This is a genomic window from Aeromonas sp. MTB, from assembly GCF_056632455.1.
On sequence record NZ_CP147026.1, the window covers coordinates 3,002,000 to 3,028,480 of the forward strand.

22 protein-coding genes and 1 pseudogene are annotated in these 26,481 nt (G+C 60.6%); 9 read left to right on the forward strand and 14 right to left on the reverse strand.

Going from position 1 to position 26,481, the window contains the following annotated elements:
* The first annotated feature begins 3 nt into the window (after positions 1 to 3).
* The 4 genes from WBR25_RS13735 to WBR25_RS13750 all read left to right on the forward strand — a co-directional run bounded on the left by WBR25_RS13735 (position 4) and on the right by WBR25_RS13750 (position 4,859).
* Entirely contained in the window at positions 4 to 1,041 is a 1,038-nt protein-coding gene (locus tag WBR25_RS13735; protein WP_479748279.1) for an HlyD family secretion protein, read from the forward strand.
* 114 nt (positions 1,042 to 1,155) lie between these two features.
* Entirely contained in the window at positions 1,156 to 2,916 is a 1,761-nt protein-coding gene (radD, locus tag WBR25_RS13740; RefSeq protein ID WP_479749911.1) for a DNA repair helicase RadD, read from the forward strand.
* Between the two features lie 112 nt (positions 2,917 to 3,028).
* Positions 3,029 to 4,468, forward strand: coding sequence for a D-alanyl-D-alanine carboxypeptidase/D-alanyl-D-alanine endopeptidase (dacB, locus tag WBR25_RS13745; protein ID WP_479748281.1), 1,440 nt, complete (start codon positions 3,029 to 3,031; stop codon positions 4,466 to 4,468).
* Positions 4,469 to 4,562: 94 nt separating this feature from the next.
* On the forward strand, positions 4,563 to 4,859 hold the full coding sequence (locus tag WBR25_RS13750; RefSeq protein WP_223849348.1) for a GrxA family glutaredoxin: 297 nt from the start codon (positions 4,563 to 4,565) through the stop codon (positions 4,857 to 4,859).
* Between the two features lie 104 nt (positions 4,860 to 4,963).
* Here WBR25_RS13750 and WBR25_RS13755 read toward each other — a convergent pair whose 3' ends face one another.
* Positions 4,964 to 5,809, reverse strand: coding sequence for an endonuclease/exonuclease/phosphatase family protein (locus tag WBR25_RS13755; RefSeq protein ID WP_019445438.1), 846 nt, complete (start codon positions 5,807 to 5,809; stop codon positions 4,964 to 4,966).
* 107 nt (positions 5,810 to 5,916) lie between these two features.
* On the opposite strand from WBR25_RS13755, the gene WBR25_RS13760 reads away from it, so the two are divergent.
* Positions 5,917 to 6,141 carry a hypothetical protein gene (locus WBR25_RS13760; protein ID WP_005337874.1) on the forward strand — a complete coding sequence of 75 codons (225 nt, stop codon included), beginning with the start codon at positions 5,917 to 5,919 and terminating at the stop codon, positions 6,139 to 6,141.
* Here the strand turns inward: WBR25_RS13760 and yciA are convergent, their stop codons facing one another.
* The 7 genes and pseudogenes from yciA to WBR25_RS13795 all read right to left on the reverse strand — a co-directional run bounded on the left by yciA (position 6,142) and on the right by WBR25_RS13795 (position 14,773).
* A complete protein-coding gene (gene yciA / locus WBR25_RS13765) occupies positions 6,142 to 6,546 on the reverse strand; it encodes an acyl-CoA thioester hydrolase YciA (protein WP_005337875.1) in 405 nt (134 codons plus the stop codon).
* 59 nt (positions 6,547 to 6,605) lie between these two features.
* Complete coding sequence (locus tag WBR25_RS13770; RefSeq protein WP_479748283.1) at positions 6,606 to 7,454, reverse strand: NAD-dependent epimerase/dehydratase family protein; 849 nt, start codon at positions 7,452 to 7,454, stop codon at positions 6,606 to 6,608.
* A gap of 83 nt (positions 7,455 to 7,537) precedes the next feature.
* Positions 7,538 to 8,458 (reverse strand): hypothetical protein, encoded by a 921-nt coding sequence (locus tag WBR25_RS13775; protein ID WP_479748285.1) that lies wholly within the window; start codon positions 8,456 to 8,458, stop codon positions 7,538 to 7,540.
* A 236-nt stretch (positions 8,459 to 8,694) separates the two neighbouring features.
* Positions 8,695 to 12,270, reverse strand: a complete 3,576-nt coding sequence (gene nifJ, locus WBR25_RS13780; RefSeq protein WP_479748287.1) for a pyruvate:ferredoxin (flavodoxin) oxidoreductase — start codon at positions 12,268 to 12,270, stop codon at positions 8,695 to 8,697.
* Positions 12,267 to 13,912 (reverse strand): annotated as a pseudogene (locus WBR25_RS13785) (NAD(P)-binding protein). Before WBR25_RS13785 ends, nifJ begins: the two are co-directional and overlap by 4 nt.
* A 176-nt stretch (positions 13,913 to 14,088) precedes the next feature.
* On the reverse strand, positions 14,089 to 14,616 hold the full coding sequence (locus WBR25_RS13790) for a substrate-binding periplasmic protein (protein ID WP_479748289.1): 528 nt from the start codon (positions 14,614 to 14,616) through the stop codon (positions 14,089 to 14,091).
* On the reverse strand, positions 14,591 to 14,773 hold the full coding sequence (locus tag WBR25_RS13795) for a hypothetical protein (RefSeq protein ID WP_479748290.1): 183 nt from the start codon (positions 14,771 to 14,773) through the stop codon (positions 14,591 to 14,593). Before WBR25_RS13795 ends, WBR25_RS13790 begins: the two co-directional genes overlap by 26 nt.
* Before the next feature lie 190 nt (positions 14,774 to 14,963).
* Here WBR25_RS13795 and WBR25_RS13800 point away from each other — a divergent pair, with 190 nt between their 5' ends.
* Both WBR25_RS13800 and WBR25_RS13805 read left to right on the forward strand, forming a co-directional pair.
* The gene (locus tag WBR25_RS13800; RefSeq protein ID WP_479748292.1) at positions 14,964 to 16,766 is read left to right on the forward strand and encodes an MOSC N-terminal beta barrel domain-containing protein; all 1,803 of its coding nucleotides are present in this window, start codon (positions 14,964 to 14,966) and stop codon (positions 16,764 to 16,766) included.
* A 222-nt stretch (positions 16,767 to 16,988) separates the two neighbouring features.
* Positions 16,989 to 18,701 carry a methyl-accepting chemotaxis protein gene (locus tag WBR25_RS13805; RefSeq protein WP_110302860.1) on the forward strand — a complete coding sequence of 571 codons (1,713 nt, stop codon included), beginning with the start codon at positions 16,989 to 16,991 and terminating at the stop codon, positions 18,699 to 18,701.
* A 77-nt stretch (positions 18,702 to 18,778) separates the two neighbouring features.
* Here WBR25_RS13805 and htpX read toward each other — a convergent pair whose 3' ends face one another.
* From htpX to bioB, 5 genes are all read right to left on the reverse strand, one after another.
* Positions 18,779 to 19,651 carry a protease HtpX gene (htpX, locus tag WBR25_RS13810; RefSeq protein ID WP_005344374.1) on the reverse strand — a complete coding sequence of 291 codons (873 nt, stop codon included), beginning with the start codon at positions 19,649 to 19,651 and terminating at the stop codon, positions 18,779 to 18,781.
* Between the two features lie 113 nt (positions 19,652 to 19,764).
* On the reverse strand, positions 19,765 to 20,442 hold the full coding sequence (gene bioD, locus WBR25_RS13815; protein WP_005337893.1) for a dethiobiotin synthase: 678 nt from the start codon (positions 20,440 to 20,442) through the stop codon (positions 19,765 to 19,767).
* Positions 20,443 to 20,501: 59 nt separating this feature from the next.
* Complete coding sequence (gene bioC / locus WBR25_RS13820) at positions 20,502 to 21,317, reverse strand: malonyl-ACP O-methyltransferase BioC (protein ID WP_168769871.1); 816 nt, start codon at positions 21,315 to 21,317, stop codon at positions 20,502 to 20,504.
* Complete coding sequence (gene bioF, locus WBR25_RS13825; protein ID WP_479748295.1) at positions 21,310 to 22,506, reverse strand: 8-amino-7-oxononanoate synthase; 1,197 nt, start codon at positions 22,504 to 22,506, stop codon at positions 21,310 to 21,312. Before bioF ends, bioC begins: the two co-directional genes overlap by 8 nt.
* Positions 22,503 to 23,591, reverse strand: coding sequence for a biotin synthase BioB (gene bioB, locus WBR25_RS13830; protein ID WP_110302858.1), 1,089 nt, complete (start codon positions 23,589 to 23,591; stop codon positions 22,503 to 22,505). Before bioB ends, bioF begins: the two co-directional genes overlap by 4 nt.
* Positions 23,592 to 23,784: 193 nt before the next feature.
* Between bioB and bioA the strand changes: the two genes are divergently transcribed.
* The gene (gene bioA / locus WBR25_RS13835; RefSeq protein ID WP_168769870.1) at positions 23,785 to 25,059 is read left to right on the forward strand and encodes an adenosylmethionine--8-amino-7-oxononanoate transaminase; all 1,275 of its coding nucleotides are present in this window, start codon (positions 23,785 to 23,787) and stop codon (positions 25,057 to 25,059) included.
* 176 nt (positions 25,060 to 25,235) lie between these two features.
* Positions 25,236 to 26,048 carry a HAMP domain-containing protein gene (locus tag WBR25_RS13840; protein WP_005350472.1) on the forward strand — a complete coding sequence of 271 codons (813 nt, stop codon included), beginning with the start codon at positions 25,236 to 25,238 and terminating at the stop codon, positions 26,046 to 26,048.
* 9 nt (positions 26,049 to 26,057) lie between these two features.
* On the opposite strand, the gene WBR25_RS13845 is transcribed toward WBR25_RS13840, so the two are convergent.
* A complete protein-coding gene (locus tag WBR25_RS13845; RefSeq protein ID WP_110302856.1) occupies positions 26,058 to 26,402 on the reverse strand; it encodes a hypothetical protein in 345 nt (114 codons plus the stop codon).
* Positions 26,403 to 26,481 lie beyond the last annotated feature (79 nt).

The following is a 26,481-nucleotide window of genomic DNA, read 5'->3' on the forward strand; positions in this document are numbered from 1 at the left end:
ACCATGGACCTGCTACTGATCCTGACCTACACGGCGCTGTGTGTCGCCATATTCAAAATTTTCCGCATCCCGCTCAACAAGTGGACCGTCCCCACCGCAGCACTGGGTGGCGTGCTGCTCATCGGCACCCTGATCATGCTGATGAACTACAACCACCCCTACTCCGAGATGGCGCGCAACTACTACGTCTCCACCCCCATAGTGCCGCTGGTCAAGGGCCGGGTCGTTGAGGTGCCGGTACAAGCCAACCAGCCGGTGAAAAAAGGCGACGTGCTGTTTCGCCTTGATGATGAGCCGTTCCGTCTGAAAGTGGATAGCCTCACCGCCCGAGTCGAATCCAACCGCGAGCACCTCAAGTCCATCGAGGCGAGACTGCGCTCAGCCAAACTGGACAGAGATCGCGCCAGTGACCTGATGCGCCGTGGCGTGGGCAAGCAGCGTGACCTCGACGTCACCCAGGCCAACGTGGACGACATCGTGGCCCAGATTGACCAGCAGAAAGCCACCCTGAATGATCTGCAGGCCCAGCTGATGGAAGCCAAATACCAGCAGTCACAAACCGTGGTCTATGCCCCAAGCGATGGCCATGTGGTGCAGCTGGCCCTGCGCCCCGGCATGATCGCCACCCCCTTCATGTATCGTCCGGTGATGACCTTCATCCACAAGGATGACACCGCCTACGTCGGCTGGTTCTGGCAGAACAGCATGCAGCGACTGGCGGTGGGTGATGAGGCCGAAGTGGTGATCGATGGCGTACCCGGCAAAATCTTCAAAGGCAAGGTGACAGCCGTGGTTCCGGCCATTGCCGCCGGTAACGTGCAGGCCAACGCCGGTCTGCTGGATCAGACCACGGCGGTGCGTCCGGGTCGCCTGCCGGTTGTTATCTCCATCACCGACCCCGAATGGGCCAAGTATCAGATGATTGCCGGTGCCAGCGGGCAGGCTGCGGTCTACACCCAGTACTTCCACCATGTATCTGTGATGCGCAAGATACTGCTGCGCATGGCAAGCTGGATGAACTACATCTTCCCGTTCCATTGATCAGCAACCAAGCACCCTGCGGGCCGGCATCATGCCGGCCCGCTGTTTTTGTGGCGGCAAGCACCCTATAATGGCACCACCCTGCGCCGTACCATGCCAAAACGCCACGCCCCCATGTTCGTTCTCAGACCCTATCAGACCGACGCCGTCAACGCCGTGATCAGCCACTTTCGCAAACACCCGGATCCCGCCGTGGTGGTGCTGCCAACCGGTGCCGGCAAGAGTCTGGTGATCGCCGAGCTGGCCCGCAAGGCGCGCGGTCGGGTGCTGGTGCTGGCCCACGTCAAGGAGCTGGTGGAGCAAAACCACGGCAAGTACGAGGCGTGGGGGCTCAAGGCCGACATCTTCGCCGCCGGTCTGGATCGCAAGGAGGCGAGCGCCCAGGTGGTGTTTGGCTCGGTGCAGTCGGTTGCCCGCAATCTGGATGCCTTCGACGGAGCCTTTTCGCTGCTCATCATCGATGAGTGCCATCGGGTCTCGCTCGATGACGACAGCCAGTACCATCAGGTGATCGACCACCTCAAGGCCGCCAACCCGGCCCTCAAGATCCTCGGCCTCACCGCCACCCCCTATCGGCTCGGGCTGGGCTGGATCTACCGGCGCCACTACCACGGCATGGTCAAGAGCCACGGCGAGCGGCTGTTTGGCGACTGCGTGTTCGAGCTGCCCTTGCGTTTTATGGTGAAAAACGGCTACCTGACGCCGCCGCGCATGGTGGATGCCCCCATCGTCCACTACGACTTCAGCAAGCTGGTGGCGCGGGAGAACGGCCTCTTTAGCGAGGCAGATCTCAACGGCGAGCTCAAGCGCCAGCAGCGGGTCACCCCCCATATCCTGAGCCAGGTGCTGGAGTATGCCGCCGACCGGCAGGGGGTGATGATCTTCGCCGCCACCGTCGAACATGCCCGCGAAATTCACGGCCTGCTTGGCGCCAGAGGCCAGCAGGCAGCACTTATCACCGGCGAAACGCCGGGGCCGGAGCGCGATGCCCTTATCAGCGCCTTCAAGGCGCGCGAGCTCAAGTTTCTGGTCAACGTGGCGGTGCTCACCACCGGTTTCGATGCCCCCCATGTCGATCTTATCGTGATGCTCAGGCCTACCGAGTCGGTCTCGCTCTATCAGCAGATCGTGGGGCGGGGCCTGCGCCTCTCGCCGGGCAAGGAGGATTGTCTGGTACTCGACTATGCGGGCAACAACTTCAACCTGTTCGCCCCCGAAGTGGGGGAGCCTCGCCCCCACGCCGGCACCGAACCGGTGCAAGTGCCCTGCCCCGCCTGCGGTTTTGCCAACACCTTCTGGGGAAAAACCGACGAGGATGGCAAGGTGATCGAGCACTACGGCCGCCGCTGTCAGGGGCTGTTTGAAGATGACGAGGGCAACCGCGAGGAGTGCGACTACCGCTTTCGCGCCAAGATCTGCCCCGGCTGTGGTGCGGAGAACGACATCGCCGCCCGCCGCTGCCAGAGCTGCGATCAGCTGCTGGTCGACCCTGACGACAAGCTCAAAGAGGCGCTCAATCTCAAGGATTGCATGGTGATCCGCTGTGCGGGGCTAACCCTCACAGCAGGGCGCGGCAAACAGGGGGAGCGGCTGGAGGTGACCTACCACGATGAGGATGGGCTGACCCTCAGTGAATACTTCGGATTTCACTCCCCGGGCGCACGGCGCTTGTTTCAACAGCACTTTGTGCGTCATCATTGGCCCGCCCCGGGGCTGGAGCCCGAATTTGCCACCCTGGCGAGCGTGCTGGCCGCGCAAAGCCAGTTCCGTCATCCGGATTTTGTCATCGCCCGCAAATCGGGTCGCTTCTGGCAGATAAAAGAGAAAATTTTTGATTATGAGGGTCGCTATCGTACCGCCAACTCGATGACATGATGGCGACCGGCATACATGGCATGAATTGCGTTATCCCGTCGATCCCGCATCGGCGGGTTGAATTATCAGGGTCGGCACCACTGCCGGGCCCTTCGTCACGTTAGAGGATGTTATGCAGCGGCTGTTGATTGGTTTTTGTGCTCTCTTTTCTTCTCTGGCGGCTCATGCCGCCCCGCTGACGCCCCCTCAGGGTGGCCAGTACGCCATCATGGTGCAGGGCAATAACGGCGTCGAGTTCGCCCGCCACGCCGATCAGATGATCGCCCCCGCCTCCACCATGAAGGTGCTCACCGCGCTGGCGGCCCGCCTCGAGCTGGGTGCCGACTTCCGCTTCGCCACTGACATTCAGGCCCAACCTGGTGCCAAACAGGGTGACACCATCAACGGCGATATCTGGATCAACTTCGTCGGCGACCCCACCCTCTCCCGCATGGATCTGCTGGCCCTGTTCAAACAGCTCGGTGTCACCAGCATCAAGGGGAATGTCTACGTCAACACCGGCGCCTACAACGGCTACGAGCGCGGCAACGGCTGGTCGTGGGGGGATCAGACCCTCTGCTTCGCAGCGCCCGTCTCCTCTGTCATCATCGACAAGAACTGCGCCTACGGCACCATCACTGCCACCCAGATTGGCAAACCGGCGGTGGGCAATGTGGCTACCGGCGTCCCCATCGGCATCGGTGCCGACAACGTGGAGGTGATGAGCTATGGCGACATGGCGCGCCAGTTCTGCGCACTGGAAGTGGACATGGCCAAGGGCAACTTCTACGAGCTCAAGGGCTGCATCACCCCGAACAAGGAGCCGCAGGGGCTGCGTTTCGCCATTCACGACGTGGAAGCCTGGGGCTGGGACAACATCCGCTGGGCGATGAACCGTGCCGGTATCAAGCATGATGGCCTGCTGCGGGTCACCCACAAGGCCCCTGAAGGGGCTGAGACCCTCGGCACCCACTACTCGGTCTCCCTGCCAGTGATGCTCGCCAAGATGCTGAAGAAATCGGACAACCTCTATGCCGATACCTTCCTCAAAACCGTGGGCCGTCACTACTACAACAAGCCGGGCAGCTATCGCAGCGGCACCATGGCGGTGCGCGCCATCCTGACCAAGAACGGTATCTATCTGGGCAACGCCACTCTGGCAGACGGCTCCGGTCTCTCCGCTCACAATCTCATCAGCGCCCGCCAGATGATGTCGGTGCTGAACTTCATCCAGAAAAATGATGCCGAACTTGGCCTGATCAAGCTGCTGCCAAGCTCCCAGGTGGATGGCACCCTGGCGTGGCGCCGCAGCGTCACCGCCCCCATGATGAAGAACAAGGTCCACGCCAAGACGGGAACCATCACCGGCACCTCCAATCTGGTGGGCTTTATCGACACGGCAGGCGGCCAGCGCAAGGCGTTCGTGATGTTCCAGCGTGGCCTGTCGCAAGATCCGGCCACCCATGAGCGCTATCGTGCCAGCAAGGCGCCGTGGCCCTGGACCGTATTCGAGAAGGGGGTGCTGGAGAGCATCTACCAGCAGCAGCCGATCCAGATCGCCGATGAGAGCTGAGCCAATAGGCCCGCTCGAATCACGGTATCGATAATTTCGGCTTCAAGTCGCCACGAGGCAGGGCTATGCTGTTGCCTGCCTCATATCAACGGCCATACATAAACGGCTTAAAAAACGGAGAGAAAATATGTTTGCAGTGATTTTTGGTCGCCCGGGTTGCCCCTACTGTGTCCGTGCCGTACAGATCGCCGAGCAGCTGACCGAACAGCGCGATGATTTCAAATTCCGCTACGTCGATATCCACGCCGAAGGCATCACCAAAGAAGATCTGGCCAAGAGCGCCGGCAAGCCGGTCAACACAGTGCCGCAGATCTTCCTGGACGAGCAGCACATCGGTGGCTGCACCGATTTCGAAGCCTACGCCAAAGCGAATCTGGGTCTCTACCAGTAATGCCTGCGGGTCATCCCGAGCGGGTTGACCACCAGAGCGTATAAAAAATCCGGCGCCATCAGGCGCCGGATTTTTTATGGGCAACACGCACACATCATTCCCGATCAGGGGGTCACAGACTGGGCGGCAAAGCGCGCAATGATGGGGTTGTGATCGGAGCTGTCGGTGGCCGGTGAACTCACCTCAACCAGGTCCAGATTGCGGTAGTAGAGGTGATCCAGCGGGCGACCGAAGGCGGTTCGGCGCAAGTCCGGCACCGGCACGGCCTCTTGCAGACCCAGCTCGTCCACCAATTTGCTTAACCAGAACTGACGCTTGTCACTCCAGGTGTTGAAATCACCGGCCAGGATCACCGGCCCCTGATGGCGGCGCACCAAGGCAGTCAAATCGTTGAGCTGCTCGCGGAAGGTCGCCATCCCCAGCTCGAAATTGACCGCATGGATATTGATGACCATAACGCCGTCAGGATCGCCCTGCAGCGGATAGAGGCTCACCAGCCCGGATTTGGGGATGCGCAGCAAAGGCTCGGGGGAGCGCACGCCACAGACGAACGCCTGCGGGGTCTTGGCCACCGTCATTACCCCGAACGAGACGCCGCCCTGGGTGAAGGCTTGCAGCTGTTGCCACTGGAAATCACCGGCGCGCAGCCAGTCGAGCATCTCGGGACGGGTGGCCGACTCTTGCAGCAGCACCAGATCCTGCCCCTTGGCATAACTGTCCATCCCTTCACGCCAGTTCTTGCGCTGGCCCTTGTAGAGATTCCACACCGTCACCCCGAATTCACGGGGCAGCGCCGTGGTCGCCAACGCTACCAGCGGCGGACGCTGGCAGTCGAGTCCCGGCACAATCCCTTGAGCTGTGACCAGATGGTTCTGATCCGGCACCTCAAAACAGCCTACCAACCCCAGGGTCAGCAGGGAGGTGCCAAGAATGCGATAACTATTTTTCATTGGCTAACAACCGCCCGCCTTTGCTTTTTGTTGCGACCATCACAAACGTCATCCACGCCGACTAAGCTGATAGTCCCTGTTCCACCCAACCAGAAGGACCTTGTCTCATGGCGAAAGAACTTCGGTACAACGTGACGTTTTATGATCAACAAGGAAATTGTCATCAAGTGGAGCTGGCCACCGTCTATCAGATAAGACGGGACCCTCAATGCGATCTCTGCCTGTTTGACACCCTGCAATATGTGGGCTCGGAAGAGATGCTGGAACGCATGATACGGCAAAAAACCGGGCTTGAGCAGGAAATATCCATCATCAATGCCCGGCTGATTTAATCAGGCACTCACCGGAACCGGGCGGGATTTGCCCTGCTCGTCGATGGCGACATAGGTGAAGATCCCCTCGGTCACGCAGTAACGCTGGGCATCGTTTTCCCGCAGTACCGGCTTGACCCACACCTCCAGCTTGAGCTTCATGGAGCTGCGGCCGATCTTCATGCAGCGGCCGTAGCAGCAGACCACATCGCCCACCTTGACCGGACTGTGGAAGGTCATGCCTTCGACGGATACGGTACAAATACGTCCTTTTGCCAGCTCCTTGGCCATAATGCCCCCACCTATATCCATCTGGGACATGATCCAGCCACCAAAGATGTCGCCATTGGGGTTGGTATCGGCTGGCATTGCCAGGGTTCTCAGCAACAACTCCCCATCGGGGTGACGTTTTGTATCTACCATCATTACCGCCTCTCTCTCATGGATGGCGGCATGATAGGGGGCGATCACCCCCTTGGCAAACCTCAATTGCCCGAGGCGGCGAGCTCGGCAAACCAGTGGGCCGGATCGGGCCAGCGATAGTTGAATCCCATCTGCTGGCAAATCAGCTGACCGTCGATGGGCTGAAATTCACCGGCAGGCTCGATAAAGACCGGCGCGGGCAGCCCCTGCTGGCGCGCCGCAAAGGGGTAAAACTGCTCGCGACGCGGATGCACAGGCGCGCTCAGGTTGAAAACATCCCCGTCCTTGCCCCGCTCAAGCAGCAGCATGCAGGCCGCCACCACATCGTCCAGATGGACCAGATTGACCGACTGGGCGCCGCCATCCAGGGTCTTGCCCGCGAGGAAACGGCCGGGATGGCGATCCGGGCCATAAAGGCCGGAGGGGCGCACTATCATCACCGTCTCGAAACCGGCCGCCAGCACCGCCTGCTCCGCCGCCAGCATCCGCTCGCCACGGGCATGGCGGGGTTGGGGTTCTTCCCCCTCCTGCTGCCCCGCCCCCCATACCGAGGTGGCGCTGACAAACAGCACCCGCCGGGTGCCATTCGCTTTGGCAAGCTGGCAGGCCCTTGCCACTGCCTGTGGATAGTCATCGGTCTTGCTGGGCGGTACGCAGATAACCAGCGATTCGCAGGGGATGGGCCACGGCGCTTTTTTATCAGCGACGCTTATATCTGCAGTTGCCATATCAGCAGAAATAATCAGCGGATAGGCGTTGATCCCCTCCCCCTGCAGACGGGCCGCCTTCTCGGCGCTGCTGACCGTGACCGCCACCTGCTTGCCTGCCGCCAGCAGGGCCCGCGCCAGCGGCAGCCCCAGCCACCCCGCCCCCAGAATGCCGATCGACCCGGTTACATCTTGCTCTGTCATCGTCCCTCTCCTGCTTGACGCTATTTGCCCCGCAGCTTACCTGCCTTGGTAGGAAAAGGAAGCCTTGGTAAGGACACCTGTCTTTACCTTCGATTTCGCTCTGTTCTTTTTGCAATTTGAGGAACACTGTCAGCAGGGCTGGCGATAGTTGTTATAGAAATGCCTTCATCCTCCCCTAACACTTCCCTAAAGCAGTGAGTTAGTGATTTACCTGTCTTTCTAGCCATATCTAGAGCCTTATTGATCTTATCTCCCGAAATTCCTCCTTCTGGCCCCTTCACAATTGACTGCATATGAACAGTCCCTTCCTCTGGATTCGAAGTTGTTTTTACATTGGCAATAAATTCATCAGGATTATTAGCCAAGCTGTCCATATGCTCCTGCATTCCTTGTCCTCCGGGACCGAATGAATGCAAGAAACCAGAATCAGGGTCACGTTCAAGAACAATTTTTAGTTGGTCATCTTTAGAGAACCTAATATGAAAATCATTAAAGTTGATAAATTGAACACCATCAACTCTCATTTGAAAATGCCAATGAGGAAAGTCCGTTTTACTCCCCTTGTGACCGTCAAAGTCATTTTTTGAGCAATCTAATGTCCACTCAATATTCTTCCATTTTATTGTTGTTTCAAATAGCTTACGTTCGCTACTTTCCTCCTTGAGGTTGTTTATGTTTTTCACTCCAGTCTCTACATTAGCGACCCATCTTAAGAAAGCCGATATATTGTAAAAATCATATTTCTCTACAATTTTAGGAAAATCTTTCTTTTTGAATTTGCAGCGACGCAACAACCAATGAATACATGGTTGTTCTTTACTTATGGTCTTAAATGGCTTTCCACACAAATAGCATTCTTCACGTTCATAGTGAGACAAGAAATCAGCATATTCGATTTCATACATCTCTCGCTGCCTCTCGAAACTCTTCATCGACATTTCATGAGAGATAGCCCCGAATTCTTCTTTGAACGATTGAGCGGCTTGCATTATATCTTTTTGCACACGAACCCCTTACAAATAAAATCCATTATTCAATGAACAACTCAGCAAAATGTTTCGCTCCCTGTATACTGCCCTTACAAACTTCATATATCAATAGCTTCTCAAATTTCTCCAAATACTATCATCATAAATATTATGACCATATTTTTTGATAAATCTTGCGTTCTATAGAGCCCATGTCTTCTCAATAAAAAGCGGGCCAATGGCCCGCTTGGTTATATTTCACTCACCCATCCTCACACCGGCGGATGGAAATGGCTGGCTTCGCGAGTGGCCATCTCCTCGTAGGTGGCCCACTTCTGCCACGCCACTTGTTGCGCTACCTGCATCAGCCGCTCGGCCTCCTCCGGATGGCTCTGGGCCAGCACCCGATAACGGGTCTCCTCCTGCCGGTATTCAGCAAGGGGGATGGAGGGGCGCAGGCTGTCGAGGCTGAAGGGGTTCTGCCCCGCACTGCGCAATACAGGGTTGTAGCGCATCAACGGCCAGTGACCGGAAGCCACGGCCCGTTTTTGCTGGGTCAGGCCAAACTCCATATCGATGCCGTGGGCGATACAGTGGCTGTAGGCGATGATAAGCGACGGGCCCGGATAGGCTTCGGCCTCACGCAAGGCCTGCAGCGCCTGCTGCGGGTTGGCACCAAAGGCGATGCGGGCAACATATACGTTGCCGTAGGAGATGGCTTGCAAGGCTACATCCTTCTTGGCCAGCGTCTTGCCTCCCGCCGCGAACTTGGCGACGGCACCGAGCGGGGTCGATTTAGACATCTGGCCGCCGGTGTTGGAGTAGACCTCGGTATCCATCACCAGCACGTTCACATCGCGCCCGGAGGCGAGCACATGGTCGAGCCCCGATGAGCCGATGTCATAAGCCCAGCCATCGCCGCCGATGATCCAGACCGAACGACGCACCAGCTGATCGATGAGTGACAGCAGCTCGCGGGCCTTGCCGGATTTCACCTCTTCCAGCCGCTCCCGCACTTGCGCCACCCGGGTGCGCTGGGCACGGATCTCCGACTCCAGCCGCTGTGGTGCGCTAATCAGGGTATCGACCAGCTCTGCGCCCAGCTCCCCCTTCATCGCTTCGAGGGCCGCCACCGCCTGTCCGTGATGCTGATCGGCGGTGAGACGAAAACCAAAGCCAAACTCGGCGTTGTCCTCAAACAGGGAGTTCGACCAGGCCGGCCCCTTCCCTTCGCCATTCTTGGCCCACGGCGTAGTCGGCAGGTTACCGCCATAGATGGAGGAGCAGCCGGTGGCGTTGGCTACCAGCATGCGATCGCCAAACAGCTGGGTCAGCAGCTTGAGATAGGGAGTCTCGCCACAGCCGGCGCAGGCGCCGGAGAACTCGAACAGGGGTTCAAGGAACTGGGCACCGCGCACCGTAGAGAAATCCACCCGCTCGCGGGCAGGCCAGGGCAGGCTCTCGAACCAGCGCAGCGCCTGTTTCTGGCCAGCCAGATGGGGCGCCTTGTCCATCATGGTGATGGCGCGCTCGCCCTCGTGTTCCTCATCGGCTCCGGCCCGCACCGGACAAGCCTGCACGCACTGGCCACAACCGGTGCAATCTTCCGGATAGAGCTGCAAGGTGTAGCGGCTGTCGGGGAAACCCTTGGCGGTGACCGGCACCGACTGCGCTGCCTCGGGGGCGGTCGCCAGCCAGTCCTGATGGTAAAACTTGGCCCGCAGCGCCGCGTGGGGGCAGACAAAGACGCAGTTGCCACACTGGATGCAGATATCGGAGTGCCAGATCGGGATCTCGCGGGCGATATCCCGCTTCTCGAAGCGGCTGGTGGCAGTGGGGTAAGTGCCATCCACCGGCAGCATGGAGACCGGAATAAGATCGCCACGCCCCGCCAGCATCTCGCCGGTGACCCGCTGGACAAACTCGCTGCCACCCGGTGCCAGTGGCAGCGGATAGTCGCTGATCTGCTCCTCACCGGCCGGGATGGCCACCTGATGGAGATGGGCCAGGGTGTCGTCCACCGCCGCGAAGTTGCGCTCGACCACTTCGGGCCCCTTGCGGGCATAGCTCTTCTCGATGCTCTCCTTGATCAGCGCAATCGCCTCATCCCGCGGCAAGATACCAGCCAGTGCGAAGAAGCAGGTCTGCATGATGGTGTTGATGCGATTGCCCATGCCGTTGCGCTCGGCCACCCGATCCCCATCGATGCAGTAGAGCCGGATATTGAAGGCGCGAATACGGGCGCGCAGCCGCTCGGGCAGCTCGGCCCAGACCCGGTCAGGCTCATAGGGAGCATTGAGCAGCAGGGTCGCCCCTTCGGCAGCATGCTCCAGCAGGTCTACCGACTCGACAAAGCCCCACTGGTGGCAGCCGATAAAGCTCGCCTGCTCGATAAGCCAGGGGGCATCGATGGGCTCGGGGCCAAAGCGCAGGTGGGAGACGGTGCGCGAGCCCGACTTCTTGGAGTCGTAGACGAAGTAGCCCTGGGCGTGGAAGCCCTCCAGCTCGCCGATGATCTTGATGCTGTTCTTGTTGGCGCCCACCGTGCCGTCGGCACCAAGGCCGAAGAAGAGCGCCCGCACCCGGCTGGCGGGCTCCAAATCGCCTATGGGGTGCCAGGCCAGACTGAGGCCCGACACATCATCGACAATCCCCACGGTAAAGCGCGGGCGCGGCGCATCGGATGCCAGCTCCTCGAATACCGCCGCGCACATGGCGGGGGTGAACTCTTTGGAAGAGAGGCCATAGCGACCGCCGCTCAGCCACGGCAGCCGCTTGATAAGGCCGCGCTGCAAGCCGTCGATCAGCGCGCTCTGCACATCCAGAAGCAACGGCTCACCGCCCGCCCCCGGCTCCTTGGTGCGATCCAGCACGGCGATGCGCCGCACGCTCTGCGGTAGCGCATCGAGCAGCGCCTGTACCGGGAAGGGGCGATAGAGGCGAATGACCAGTACCCCTGTCTTGCGATCCTGTTGGTTGAGCCAATCCACGGTAGTGCGGGCGGTGGCCGCCCCCGAGCCCATCAGCACGATGACGTCGGTGGCATCGGTTGCGCCGTGGTACTCCACCAGCCGGTAGTGGCGGCCGGTCAGCTCGCCGAGATTGTCCATGCACTGCTGCACCCGCGCCGGTACCGCCTCGTAGAAGGGGTTGACGCTCTCGCGGGACTGGAAATAGGTATCCGGGTTCTGGGCGGTGCCGCGCATCACCGGATGATCCGGGTTGAGCGCCCGCGCACGGTGGGCGCGTACCCAGTCGTTGTCGATAAGGGCGCGAATTTCATCCCGATGCAGGGCGGTGATCTTGTTCACCTCGTGGGAGGTGCGAAAGCCGTCGAAGAAGTGGATAAAGGGCACCCGGCACTGCAGGGTGACGCTGTGAGCGACCAAGGCCAGGTCCTGCGCCTCCTGCACCGAGCCGGAGGCAAGCATGGCAAAGCCGGTGCTGCGCGCCGCCATCACGTCCTGATGGTCGCCAAAGATCGACAGCCCCTGCGCCGCCAGCGAGCGGGCCGCCACATGGAACACCGCCGAGGTCAGCTCACCGGCAATCTTGTACATGTTGGGCAGCATCAGCATCAGCCCCTGACTGGCGGTGAAGGTGGTGGCGAGCGCCCCCGCCTGCAGGGCGCCGTGTACCGTACCAGCCGCCCCCCCTTCGCTCTGCATCTCTACCACTGTGGGAATGTTGCCCCACAGGTTGGTCTGCCCCTCCGCCGCCCAGGCATCAGCCAGTTCGGCCATGGTCGAGCTCGGGGTAATGGGGTAGATGGCACACACTTCACTCAGCTGGTACGCCACCCGGGCCGCGGCTTCGTTGCCATCGACCATGATCAGTTCATGTTTCATTGGGACTCCTCCGGTTGGCGCAGCTCGATGGCGTGACAAGGGCACTGGTCATGACAGGCACCGCAGCCGGTGCAGCGCTCGGCATCCACCTGATAGCCTTTGCCCGGCCCCAACTTGGCGATGGCCTGTTCGGGGCAGCTGCCATAGCAGCCGTCGCACTCGAAGCAGTTGCCGCAGGAGTAGCAACGCGCCGCCTCGTAACGGGCGGCCACCTCATCCAGCCCGCCGATGATCTCGCAAAAATCATCCCGCGCCCACGCCGGTTTGACCGGCTGACTGCTGGCGGGCGCGTGTGTCTGGAACCAGAGCTGCAACTGCTCCGGCCCTACCAGCGGGTAGGAGAGCATCTTCTGGTAGTGACGACCGCGCAGCCAAGCATCCATATGGCGCGCCGCCTTCTTGCCGTGGCCGGTGGCGATGGTGACGGTGCGCTCGGAGGGCACCATGTCGCCGCCCGCAAACAGACCCGGCACATCCGTCATCAGGTTGCTAGCCACCTGTACGACCCCCTCCTTGTTGACCCGCACGCCGGGAATGCTCTCCAGCACCGAGAGGTCGACCTCCTGACCGAGCGCCAGAATAAGGGAGTCCGCTTCGAGAGTTTCAAACTTGCCGGTGGGCACTGGCTTGCCCTCTGCATCCAGCGCCATCACCTCCACTTCGATATTGGTGCTGTCGAGCTGGCGGATGCTGCGCAGCCAGTTGATCTTGATCCCCTCCTCCTCGGCCTCGTCGGCCTCGAAGGCGTGGGCAGGCATATGGTCCCGGTCGCGGCGGTAGATGATCATTGCCTCTTCAACGCCCAAACGGCGGGCGGTACGGGCCGCGTCCATGGCGGTGTTGCCGCCGCCGTAGATGGCTACCCGCCGTCCCAGTTTGGGGGCGGCAAGCCCTGCTCTTCGGCCAGACTCGCCTGTTCGAGGAAACTCACCGCATCGAGGATCTTGCCCGCTTCCCGGGCCGGAATATCGACCCGCTTGGCCAGATGGGCGCCGATGGCCATAAAGACGGCATCAAAGCCCCCCTCGTCGCGCTCGCGCAGCACATCCTCCACCTTGTGGTTGAGGGTCAGGGTCACTCCAGCCGCCACGATACGGGCTACCTCCTGATCCAGCACATCGCGGGGCAAACGGTAGGCGGGAATACCGAAACGCAGCATGCCGCCAGCAAGCGGCCCCGCTTCGCGGATCTCCACCTGATGGCCGAGCCGGTTGAGGTGCCAGGCGCAGGAGAGACCGGAGGGGCCAGCGCCAATTACCAGCACCTTCTTGCCGCTGGCAGGGGCAGGTGGCGCAGGCTGCCAGCCACGGGCCAGCGCCTCGTCGCCGAGGAAGCGCTCGATGGCGTGGATGGAGACGGATTCATCCACCTGACCGCGGTTGCAGGCACTCTCGCAGGGGTGATAGCAGACCCGGCCATGAATGGCGGGCAAAGGGTTCTCTTCGATCAGGGTCTGCCAGGCCGCCTCAAAACGGCCGGCCTGCGCCAAAGAGAGCCAGGCCTGGATATTTTCTCCGGCCGGGCAGGCATGATTGCAGGGTGGCAGGGCCGGCCGCCAGACGGGTAGCCGGGTACGCACCGGGCCTGTTCCCGTTTTCAGGGAGAGATCCGGCAATGGGGTCATGTCCAGTTGTTTGCTCATACATTGCTTTCTTCTTTTTGTGTGACAGGCCCCACCCGATGGCGCTTGATACCGTGTAGCCGAAGCGGACGGTGGCCGGATGGGGAAGAAGCGAAAGCGTTAGAAACTGGGAACTGAGTCGATAATGGCCGCTTTTTTGTACTGATTAGCGAATCAGGATCAAAAAATGTTGCACTTTATGGTTCATAGAGACCAGAACGTGACTCAAGTAACATCTTCTCCAGCTGACCGCTGGCTTTCAGTTTGGCGAGCCCCCGATTGAAGGTTTTGATCAATTCGTCAGCGTTGGCACGCTTGCGGCTGATCAACAGGTGACCTTCAACTTTCATCACGGGTTTTGAATGGGTTGCAAAGAGATCGACCGTGCTGGCCGGGTAGAACTGACGCAGGGAGTAGTAGCCGACATCTATGTTCTCCAGGGTCAGGTCGGCGCGGCCGGAGAGCAGCAGATCGAAACTCTGGCGCAGCCGGGTGACGAACTGCACCTGCAGCGGCACCTGCGCGATGGCTGCAAAAAAATCTGCATTGTAGGTATAGCCACTGACCGCAGCCAGCTTGCGATCCGCCAGATCCTGATAGCCACGCCATTCCAGCGGATCGGACTTGAGATAGAACCAGACGTAGGTTTCGCTCAGGATGGGATCGCTGTAGAGATGGGTTTTGCGCCGCTCGCTCGACTCATACCAGTGGACAGTGCCATCCACCCCCCTCCTCCGACAAGCGAAAGGCCCGCTTCCAAGGAAGAAACTGGAACTTGACGCTCACCCCTTCACTCTTGAACGCCTCGCTTACCACATGAGGGATAAGCCCCTGATATTTCAGCGTCTCGGAGCAGTAAGGGGGATACTCTCCCGTGGTCAAGGTCAGCTCCTGCGCCCAGAGCCCGTGGCAAAAAGGCTCCCCGCCAGCAACCAGCTTATTTTCATCCCGATGCCCTCTTGTTCTGTTTTCCCAACTATAGACCGCCCCCTTGAAAGGATTGCCGGATCGCCGGGGAACCGTTATGTTCCCCTTTTTCCAGGCGATCGCGCCGCGTCACAAGGATATGAAGATGTCCAGGCTAGACAGCATTCACCTCTACCCCATCAAATCGACTGCAGGTATGCCGCTGGCTCGCGCCCGGGTGACCGAAGAGGGACTGGCAGGGGATCGCCGCTACATGGTGGTCAAACCGGACGGCACCTTTATCACCGCCCGTACCCATCCCCAGCTGCAACAGGTCGTGGCCACCCCCATCGAAGGAGGCTTGCAACTGCGCTATCCGGGCTTTGAACCGCTCACCCTGCAAGAGGTCGACTTCAGCCGCGCCCCGCAAGCTACCGGAGTCTGGAGCGACCGCTTTACCGCCCTGCACACCGACCCCAAAGCCGATGGGTGGCTAAGCCGGGTGGCAGGGGAGACGGTGCAACTGCTCTGGCTGGGTGAAACCTCGGATCGCTTTCGTGAAAAGACCGGCACCCGGGTCAGCTTTGCCGACGGTTATCCGCTGCTGCTGATAAGCCAGGCTTCCCTTGAGGATCTCAATCTGCGCTCCGATGCGCTGCACCAGATGAGCCAGTTCCGCACCAATCTGGTGGCAAGCAATACCCAGCCCTTCGAGGAGGACAGCTGGGTGCGCATCCGCATCGGCGAAGTGGAATTTAAAGTGGTCAAGCCCTGCAGCCGCTGCATCATGACCACGGTGGAAGCGGGCACCGATCGTTTCAACGCCCTGAAAGAGCCGCTGGCCACCCTTACCCGCTACCGCCGTGGCGAGGATGGCGAGGTCTACTTCGGCCAGAATCTGGTGGCGCTGAACGAGGGCTGGATTGAGGCAGGCAGCGAGATAGAAGTGCTGGAGCGCACCCGTCCGGTGGTCTATCCCGCCGCCGCGCCGAAGAAGCGGGAGCTGGTCTGCGTGGCCCGCGAACCGCTGGCGCGGGATCTGGAGACCTTCTGGTTCGAAGCCGTCGATGGCGAACCCCTGCCCGACTACCTGCCGGGCCAGCATCTGCCCATCAGCCTCGATATCAAAAACGAGCGGATCCAGCGGCGCTATACCCTGAGCTCTACGCCGGATCACCCGGAGCGTTACAGCATCAGCGTCAAAAAGGTGGAGGGTGGCCGCATCTCCCACTGGCTGCACCAGCAGTTGCAGGTGGGTGATCGGCTGCTGGCCGCCAACCCTGCTGGTGAGTTTCACCTGGGCCACGAGCGAAACCTACTGTTGCTCTCCGCAGGCTCCGGCGTCACCCCCATGCTGGCGATAGCCCGCACCCTGGCGCTACGCGGGGAGCTGGAAGAGGTTCACTTTATGCTCCTGTGCCGTAGAGAAGCGGACATTCCCGCCGCCAGCGAACTGCATGCCATGGCACAGCAGGGGATGACCCTCACCATTATCCTGAGCCAGCCGGACAATCACTGGCAGGGGCTGCAAGGGCGACTCAATGATGAGCATCTGCAACTGGTCAAAGGGTTGGCCGGGAAAGAGGTCTTTATCTGTGGCCCCCACGGCTTTATGGCCGATGCTGCCGCCAAAGTTGCGGCCCTCGGCGTTCCGGCCGCGCGGATCAAACAGGAGAGTTTTGGCGGCGCCATTCTCTCGGTGGCCCGCCCCCATCAGGCGGTACAACTGCGTATCGGCGCCCAAGCCTTTACCGGCAACAATCAGGGCACTGTGCTGGATCAGGCCAACAAGCAAGGTGTAGAGCTGCCATGGAGCTGCCGCGCCGGGATCTGCGGCAGTTGCAAACAGACGCTGATCTCGGGCGAGGTGGATCACCCCGACGCCCCCGCCATCACCGCCGCCGAGCGGGCCGAGGGCAAGATCCTTGCCTGCTGCGCCGTGCCGCTCACCGACCTTGAAATCCTATGATCGGGTGATCGGGCCGCATTAACTCACGCCACCCCAGATGACCGGGGAATTGACCCCGGTCATCTTTATCCACACTTGTTCACCTGATCCGCCCTTAATTTGTCCCCACCGCCTTCATCAGTGAGTTTCCCTTCCTATACTCTCAGAGCAAAAAGCCTTGCCAGCCATTGACTTGGCGATGCTCCATACGACACTCCGCCATAGGGAAAGGACGCCCATACCATGGAACAGAACAAGCCCGCCTTTCAGCTCAACCTGCTGCTATCCGTCATCACCCTGATCCTGCTGTCACTGGTGTTTTTCGCCTACAGCTGGGCGGGTAAACAACTGGAAGAGAGTTATCGACAACAATATGTCTCCTACCTGCTGGCCGATGAGTTGCGCCAATCCTCCGATGACCTGACCCGACTCGGGCGCACCTACGTCATCACCAAGGATCCAGCCTACGAGCAGCAGTACATGCGGATCCTGGCCATTCGCAACGGCGAACAGCCGAGACCGGATGGCTACAACCGTATCTACTGGGACTTTGTCGCCGCCAACGGCCAGAATCCCCGCCCCGACAGCAATGTTCGCCGTGGTCTGATCGACCTGATGAAGGATGCCGGTTTCACCGACGGCGAACTCGCCAAACTGAACGAGGCCAAAAACAACTCGGATGCGCTGGTCAACACCGAGGTCGCCGCCTTCAAACTGGTGCAGCAGAGCGATGGCGACCTGGTTGCCAACCAGCAAAAAGCCATCGCCATGATGCATGACAAGGCCTATCACCAGAACAAAGGGCGCATCATGTCCCCCATCGATGACTTCTACGTGATGATGGAGCAGCGCAACCATGAGGCGGTCGAGAGCGCCATCGCCAATACCGATATGCTGCGCTATCTCTTTATCGCCCTCGGTCTGGTGTTGATGTTCTTCCTCTGGCGCACCTATCGCTCCCTGCTCGATCTGGTGGGCACCTCGGTCGAGCAGCTCAAGACCGATCTCCATATGATGGCGGAAGGGGACTTCTCGCGCCCCATCAAGGTGCCGGCAGGATCGAAAGAGAGCCTGATCGGCCTGCTCGGCGGTATGCAGACCACTCTCAAAGGGATCATCGCCAAGGTCTCCCACTCCACCGAGGAGCTGTCCCACTCTGCCGACAGCATCGCCCAAATTGCCGAGCAGACAGCCCAGTTTGCCACCGATCAGCAAACCAGCACCCAGACCATGGCCGCCGCCATCGAGGAGCTGGTGGTGAGCATCAGTCACCTCTCCGACAATGCCACCCATGCCGACGAGCTGAGCAAGGTCTCCGCTAATACCCTGGAGGAGGGTTCGGGGGTCATTAAAGAGACTCTCGGCAGCATCGAGAATATCTCCACCACTGTGGGGGATGCAGCCAGCACTATCTCCGAGCTCAACGGCCATACCCAGCAGATTTCGGAGATCATCGGGGTGATCCGCGGTATCGCCGATCAGACCAACCTGCTGGCTCTCAACGCGGCCATCGAGGCAGCGCGGGCCGGTGAACAGGGTCGCGGCTTTGCGGTGGTGGCCGACGAGGTGCGCAATCTGGCCAGCCGCTCGGCGGCCTCAACCCAGCAGATCACCGGGATGATCAGCAAGATCCAGAGCGGGGCCGATGCCTCCATCCGCAGCATGGAGAACACGGTCAACAACGTCTCCCGTGGGGTCACGCTGGCCAACCAGACCGGCGAGGCGATCGCCAGCATCCAGAGCCACGCCTCCAACCTCACCGGCCTGATGGGGGAGATCAGCCACACCCTGCGCGAGCAGTCCACCGCCGCCAACGAGGTGGTCTCTACCGTCGGCAACATCACCTCCCTCTCCGAGCAATCGGGGGATGCCGCCCGTCACGTATCCCAAGAGGCGGCCAAGCTCAAGCAGCTGTCACGGGTACTGCGTCAGGAGATGGGACACTTCAAGCTTTAAAGAACGCTGAAAAGCAAAACGGCTGCCCGAAGGCAGCCGTTTTTTATTCGGGGTGATCCCCCGTCATTCAGTATCTATCAACCACGCAGGGCGGCGATACGCTGCTCGATGGGCGGGTGGCTCATGAACAGCTCGCTCATGGAGCGCTTGCCGTTGATGCCAAAGGCCATCATTGAGCCTTCCAGCTGAGGCTCGGCACCGCGGGAGAGGCGCTCAAGGGCGGCAATCATCTTGTCACGACCGGCCAGCTTGGCGGCACCGGCATCAGCACGGAACTCGCGCTGACGGCTGAACCACATGACGATGATGGAGGCCAGAATACCGAACAGCATCTCCAGCACGAACACGGTGATCATGTAGGCAAAACCGCCGGAGCTGCTGCTCTCTTCCTCGTTGTTGGAGCTGAAGAAGTTGCTGATCACGCCAGCCACGATCCGGGCGAAGAACATCACGAAGGTGTTCACTACACCCTGGATCAGGGTCAGGGTCACCATGTCGCCATTGGCCACGTGGCTCACCTCGTGGGCCAGTACCGCTTCCGCCTCGTCACGGCTCATGCTGTAGAGCAGGCCGGAGGAGACCGCCACCAGCGAATCATCGCGGCGAGCGCCGGTCGCAAAGGCGTTCATCTCGGGAGAGTCGTAGATCCCCACTTCCGGCATCTTGATACCCGCTTCGCGGGCCTGACGGGCCACAGTGCTCACCAGCCAGTGCTCGGTCTCGTTACGGGGTTGCTCGATGACCTGGACGCCATAGCTGCGCTTGGCCATCCACTTGGACATCAGCAAGGAGATAAAGGAACCCCCAAAACCGAACACGGCACAGAACACCAACAGCCCGGAAATGCTGGACTTGTTGATCCCCAGAACCGAGAACAGGATATTGAGTACCACCCCCAGCACCAGCATGACGGCCAGGTTGGTCACCAGGAATAGCATAATTCGCTTCATATAGACTCCTTGTGAAGATAAGGGACATGACCGGGGATCACTCGGGATCCCCACCTGATCATGTTAATGTCGACATTCTAGGGAGATTCGATGAATGTTCGCTGAATATGCCGTCAAAGTAGCGGCGAGATATCAAGACGCCCCTGCAAATCGGCTTCAAGCGGATTGTTTATAAACGGAATTTCGCCGAGGAAGGGGGCTGGCAGCAAGCCCCTCAGGGTGTCCAGATTTTCCTGATAATGGCTCATGGAACCATGGAGCCGATTAATTACCCACCCCGCCACCGGCAGCTGATCATTGCGAATGGCGGCAAAGGTGAGCAGCGCATGATTGAGGCAACCCAGCTTGGCCCCCACCACCATGATCACCGCCATGTTCTCCTGTTTCACCCAGTCCGACAGCAAATGCTTGCGATCGAGCGGCAGATACCAGCCCCCCGCCCCTTCCACTACCGCCAGCTCGGCCCCGGCCTGTTCAATCTTGCGTAGCCCCTCGCTCAACCCCTGCATGGTGATAGGCTGGCGTGCCTCGCTGGCGGCGATGTGGGGCGCAATCGGCGGCTCATAGGCGAACGGATTGACCACCTCATAGGGCAGCGGCAGACTCGCCGCCTCCTGCAACAGAACGGCATCCAGGTTGCGCAGCCCGTCCGGAGTGCGGGCACATCCGGCCGAGACCGGCTTGTAACCCGCACACTTGATTCCCTGTGCGCTGAATTCGCGCAGCAGGGTGCGCGCCACCAGCGTCTTGCCCACATCGGTATCGGTGCCGGTGATAAAGAATGATTTCATACGGTTCTCTCCTTGGCAGGGCCCGTTGACTACCCTGCACACAATGCGATTCCCGGCGCTCAGCGAGGCTTGCTGAGACGGCCGAGGCACACCCGATAACTGGCGACCAACCTGCCATCGGGCTGGCGAAACGCCTCATACGCCTGCGCCAGCTGCTGCAATCTGGCGCGCCCGCTCAGACCGGCTGGGGCGGCACTCCCCTGATTGTCATTGACCTGATTGGCCCCAATCCCCTTGAGATCACGCAACAACTGCGGCAATTCAAGATAGGCGAGATCCCAGGTGATACAACGCAGCTCGGGAGCAGATACCCCGGCGCTAGCCAGCGCCTGCTCCAATTGTGGCAGGCTGAGGAAGCGATTGACATGGGCGCGACCATCAAGCTGATGCCAGGCGGCTCGCAACTGCCAGAGCGACTCATCGAGCAGGGTCGAGAAAAAGATCTGGCCGCCCGGTTTGACCACCCGCAGCAGCTCGCCGAAAGCCTGGGCCGGACGCTCGCACCACTGCAGCGCCAGACTGGAGAAAACCCAGTCGAACGCATTATCGGCGAAAGGAAGCTGCTCCGCATCGCCGCAGAGCAGGCGAGCACCGCTGCCACGCAAGGCGGCCTGCGCCAGCATGCCGGGGGCGAGATCCAGCCCCACCAGCTGGTGACAACGATTCGCCAGTTGGGGCAAGAAAAAGCCGGTGCCGCAGCCCAGATCCAGCCCGCTCACCGTCAGATCAGTGCCAACCGGCCTGCTCGGCATCCATTCCAACAGCGCCTGCCCCACCTCCTGCTGAAAGCGGGCGTGGGCATCGTAATGACGAGCGGCGGCGCCGAAACGGCGAGCAAGCTGCGCCTTGTCGACCGTTTGAAAACGCTCAGCCATGATGAGTCTCCCCAACCGTTGTCGCTGCAGGGCAGACCCCCAAGGCATCGAGCAGGCGATCTACATCCTGCTCGCGGTGAGCCGCACTCAGGGTAATACGCAGCCGCGCCGTACCAACTGGCACCGTAGGCGGGCGAATGGCGCCAGCCCAGACACCGCGCTCCCGCAGCCGTTCTGCCAGTTGCAAAGCAGCAAAGCTCTCCCCCACCAGCAGCGGCTGGATCGGGGTGTCGCTCGCCCCCAGTTGCCAACCCTGCGCCTTTGCCCCTTGCCGGAAGCGGGCGATCAGCTGGCCAAGATGGGCGCGGGCATCCTCGGCGGCACGTACCAGTTCGATACTCTTGCTGACAGCGCAGGCCTGCGCGGCGGGCATATGGGTGCTGTAGACATAGTGGCGGGCGAAGTTGACCAGATACGCCACCAGCTCGCGACTGCCACCGACAAAGGCACCGGCGACGCCAAGCGCCTTGCCAAAAGTGCCCATCTGGATATGCACGTTGGCAGGATTTACTCCCTGCGCCGCCAGGGTGCCGCGCCCCTCGGGCCCCTGCACGCCGAGGCCGTGGGCATCGTCGATCATCAGCCAGTTGCCGCTCCGGGCGGCGAGGGTTGCGAGTTCAGCCCAGGGGGCCTGATCCCCGTCCATGCTGAACACCCCTTCCGAGACAATCAATCCGCGATTTGGCTCAAGCTGCCGTTCAAGGGCCGCCATATCGTTGTGGGCAAAACGCTTCATCTTGCAAGGGAGCTGGCTGCCCATCTCCTGCAAAGAGGCATGGTTGAGTTTGTCCTGCCACAGCAGGTGTTCCTTGCCAAGCAGCGCTTTGAGCACCGCCTGATTGGCGGAAAAACCGCAATTGAAGAGCAGTACCGCCTCCACCCCGAGCCACTCGGCCAGGGTCTCCTCAAGCTCTTGGTGGGCATGACTGTAACCGGTCACCAGCGGCGAGGCGCCGGAGCCCGTGCCATAACGCTCAATCCCCGCGTTGAAGGCGGCTTTGATGGCGCCGTGATCTGCAAGTCCCAGATAGTCGTTGGCGGAAAAGTTGAGGTAGTCGCGCCCCGCGACCCTGAGCTGCCCGCCACTCGCCCCGTCGGTCGCGATGCGGTTGCGCAGCAGACCCGCCTGCTCGCGCTCGGCCAGCGCCGTGCTCAACCCAAAGGGGCCCGTTACTGCAGGGCCGTTCATGACCGCGCAGCCCCTGCACGGGGGCGGGTGGCGTCATAAAACATCTCGGCAGGCTCGCTCTGGCGACTCACCTCGGCCAGCAGCTCCTCTTCTTGAACCTGATCCGGCTTCTGGGCGCGCTGGGCGGGACGAATACCGAGTCGCTTGAACAGCTGCATATCGCTGTTCTCGTCCGGGTTAGGAGTGGTCAGCAATTTGCAGCCGTAGAAGATGGAGTTGGCCCCCGCCATAAAGCACATGGCCTGCATCTGCTCGTTCATCTTCTCCCGCCCGGCTGAGAGGCGCACATGGGAGGCAGGCATCATGATCCGTGCCACGGCGATGGTGCGGATAAATTCGAACGGATCGAGGTTCTCCTGATCCTCCAGCGGCGTGCCCTTCACCTTGACCAGCATGTTGATGGGCACGCTCTCCGGGTGACGGGGCAGATTGGCGAGCGCCATCAAGAGGCCCGCCCGATCCTTGGCCTGCTCACCCATACCGACGATACCGCCAGAGCAGACCTTCATGCCCGCGCCACGCACATGCTCTAGGGTATCGAGCCGATCCTGATAGGTGCGGGTGGAGATGATCTCGCCGTAAAACTCCGGCGAGGTGTCGAGGTTGTGGTTGTAGTAATCGAGCCCCGCGGCCCCCAGACGCGCCGCCTGATCGGCGGTGAGCATCCCCAGGGTCATGCAGGTCTCCATCCCCAGCCCGCGCACCTCCTCAATCATCCGGATGATGTAGGGCATGTCCTTCTCTTTGGGGTTGCGCCAGGCGGCCCCCATGCAAAAGCGTGACGAGCCGTTGGCCTTGGCTTCGCGGGCCCGCTCCAGCACCTTTTCCACCTCCATCAGCCGCTCGGCCTCAAGACCGGTGTGATAACGGGCGCTCTGGGGGCAGTATTTGCAATCTTCCGGGCAGGCGCCGGTCTTGATGGAGAGCAAAGTACTCACCTGCACTTCATTCGGGTCAAAGTGGGCGCGGTGGACGGTCTGGGCCTGAAACAGCAGATCGTTGAACGGCAGGGCAAACAGGGCCTGAACCTCGGCGAGGGTCCAGTCATGACGAAGGGCGTGACCGCCCACGGTGAGAGCATTCATACATGGCTTCCGGTTGTTATTAGTGGGATCCTGCGCCCGCCATCTTGGGATGGACGGCCACAAAACCCGCCGCCGGGCCTGCGCGCTCAGGGTGATGCGCAGTGCCAAGTGGCTGAAATTGTTGGCTAGTGTAGAGAGCACGCGTAGACTGTCAACACCGACCAGATCAAACCAATTGACAATAGAACAACAAATGACCAACCAAGAATTCGACCTGCACCACATCTGGCACCCCTATACCTCCCTCACCCACCCCCTGCCCTGCTATGAAGTGGCCAGTGCCAAAGGGGTGACCATCACCCTCAGCGACGGCCGTGAACTGGTGGATGGCATGAGCTCCTGGTGGGCTTGCGTGCACGGCTATCAGGTGCCGGAGCTGGACGCCGCCGCCACCGCCCAGCTCGGCAAGATGTCCCACGTGATGTTTGGCGGCCTCACCCACGCTCCAGCGGTTGAGCTCTGCCGCAAACTGGTGGAGATCACTCCAAAAGGGCTTGATCGGGTATTTCTGGCCGATTCCGGCTCGGTGGCAGTGGAAGTGGCGCTCAAGATGGCGCAGCAGTACTGGCACGCCAAGGGGGCGCCCAGAGCCAAATTTGTCGCCCTGCGCAGCGGCTATCACGGCGACACCTTTGGCGCCATGAGCGTCTGCGATCCCGATGGCGGTATGCATGAGCTCTACAAGGGATTCCTGCCGGAGCACTATTTTGTCGATGCGCCGAGCTGTCGCTTCCACGCCGAGTGGGACGAGCAGTGCGTGGTGGAGCTGGCGACACTCATGGCCGATCATCACGAGGAGATCGCCGCCATCGTGCTCGAACCCATAGTGCAGGGCGCTGGCGGCATGCATTTCTATCACCCCCGCTACCTGCAGTGGGTGCGCGCCTTGTGCGATGAGTTTGGCGTGCTGCTCATAGCCGACGAGATCGCCACCGGCTTTGGCCGTACCGGTCAGCTGTTTGCTTGCGACTGGGCGGGGATTAGCCCCGACATCATGTGTCTGGGCAAGGCGCTTACTGGGGGCTATCTCACCCTCTCGGCGACCCTGACCACCGAGCATGTCGCCCGCACCATCTGTGACGGCAAGGCGGGGGTCTTTATGCACGGCCCCACTTTTATGGGCAACCCGCTCGCCTGCGCGGTGGCCAACGCCTCTATCGATCTGCTGCTGGCCTCACCTTGGCAGGAGCGGGTGCGCACCATCGAGCATCAGCTGCGAACAGAACTGGTAGAGCTGACCCTGCACCCGGCGGTCGCGGATGTGCGGGTGCTCGGCGCCATCGGGGTAGTGGAGATGAAAGAGCGGGTGGATGTAGCGCGCATCCAGCGCAAGTTTGTCGAACTGGGCGCCTGGATCCGCCCCTTTGGCAAGCTGGTCTACCTGATGCCCCCCTTCGTCATCACCCCTGAAGAGTTGCGGGTATTGACCGGCGCCATCCGTCAGGCCATCACCGAAGGCGAGTTTTAATGCATGCAGCGGGCGGCCATCGCTGCCGCCCGTTTGACTACCGGCATTTGATATATAAAGAGGGCAACTTTATCCACTTCAGTGCAGTTTCACTTGCCGTAATGTGAGCAAAACACCAGACCTGAGGCCCCAAGAGGGGTAAACTGCTGCGGTTTTACCATCAAGAAAGACTGCTCATGCGCCTCTCCATTGCTGCCAAAATCAACTTTTTCCTGCTCTTCATCTTCTCCATGGTACTGGTCTTCTCCGCAGCCTATCAGGCGGTGCGCGAGCGCGATCTCATCCTGACCCTCATCAAGGAGCAGAGCCGCGAGCAGACCGAAGCCTATTTCGACGGCCTCAACATGCTGATGCTGACCGGCAAGATGGATGCCCGCGATACCCTGCGCGGCAAATTTCTCGACCATGCCCATGTGGAGGATGCCCGCATCGTTCGTGGCGATGCGGTGAGCAAACAGTTCGGGCCGGGACGGGAGACAGAGCAGGTAAAAGATGAGTTTGATGAGCTGGCTCTGGCGGGCAAAGGGAGCCTGGAGGTGGTGCACAACGGCATGCACAGCCGTCTGGTGGTCACCCGACCGCTGCTGGCCAAGAAGGATTTTCGCGGCACCGACTGCACCAGCTGTCATCTGGTGCCGGAGAACACTGTGTTAGGGGCGGTGCGCTTTGACTACTCCCTCGATTCGCTGTTTACCCGGGTCGAGCAGAATATTCTCACCTCGGCGCTCATTCTCACCGGCATCTTCGGGATGGGACTGCTGCTGACCCTCTGGGTCATCCGCACCTGGATCGTGCGCCCTCTCAACCAGTTGACCCGCTCCATGGAAGAGGCGACTGACTTGCACGACTTCGGCCACCGGCTGGAGGGGGATGACGGCGACGAGATTGGCCGGGTGGCGGTGGCCTACAACCAGATGCTCGACAGCGTGGAGCGCCAGCTCGGCAAGCGCACCAAGGCCAGCAGGCAGGAGCCGGATCAGCCCCGCTAAGACGAACGCTTAACCGACGTAGTAGAAGAGCAAGCTGGCGATCAGCACCAATAGCAGGATGGCCAGATTGACATGCCGGGAATCATCCTGACGGCGGCTGCGCTTGCGCTCCAGCAGCAACACCGCCAGCGTCAGGGCGCAACAGCTCCAGAGCCCGTAGACCAGCCAGGGGGTAAGGGACGGGTGCCAATAATCGCGCACCTCGATCCCGCCATAGACCAGAAAACCGTAGGCAATTTCGGGCCGGGCATAGTGGTAAAGGGAGAGCAGCACGATAAAGCCGCCCCAGCAGAGCATCACCAGCCCCTGTAACACCCGTGTCAGCCAATCTGGCCCATGCCGCCGATCTTTCACCCACCTCTCCTGCGCCCGTGACACTCTTGTTGAGTGAACCATGCCGAAAACCCCACCAGAGTCCGACATTTTTGCTTGT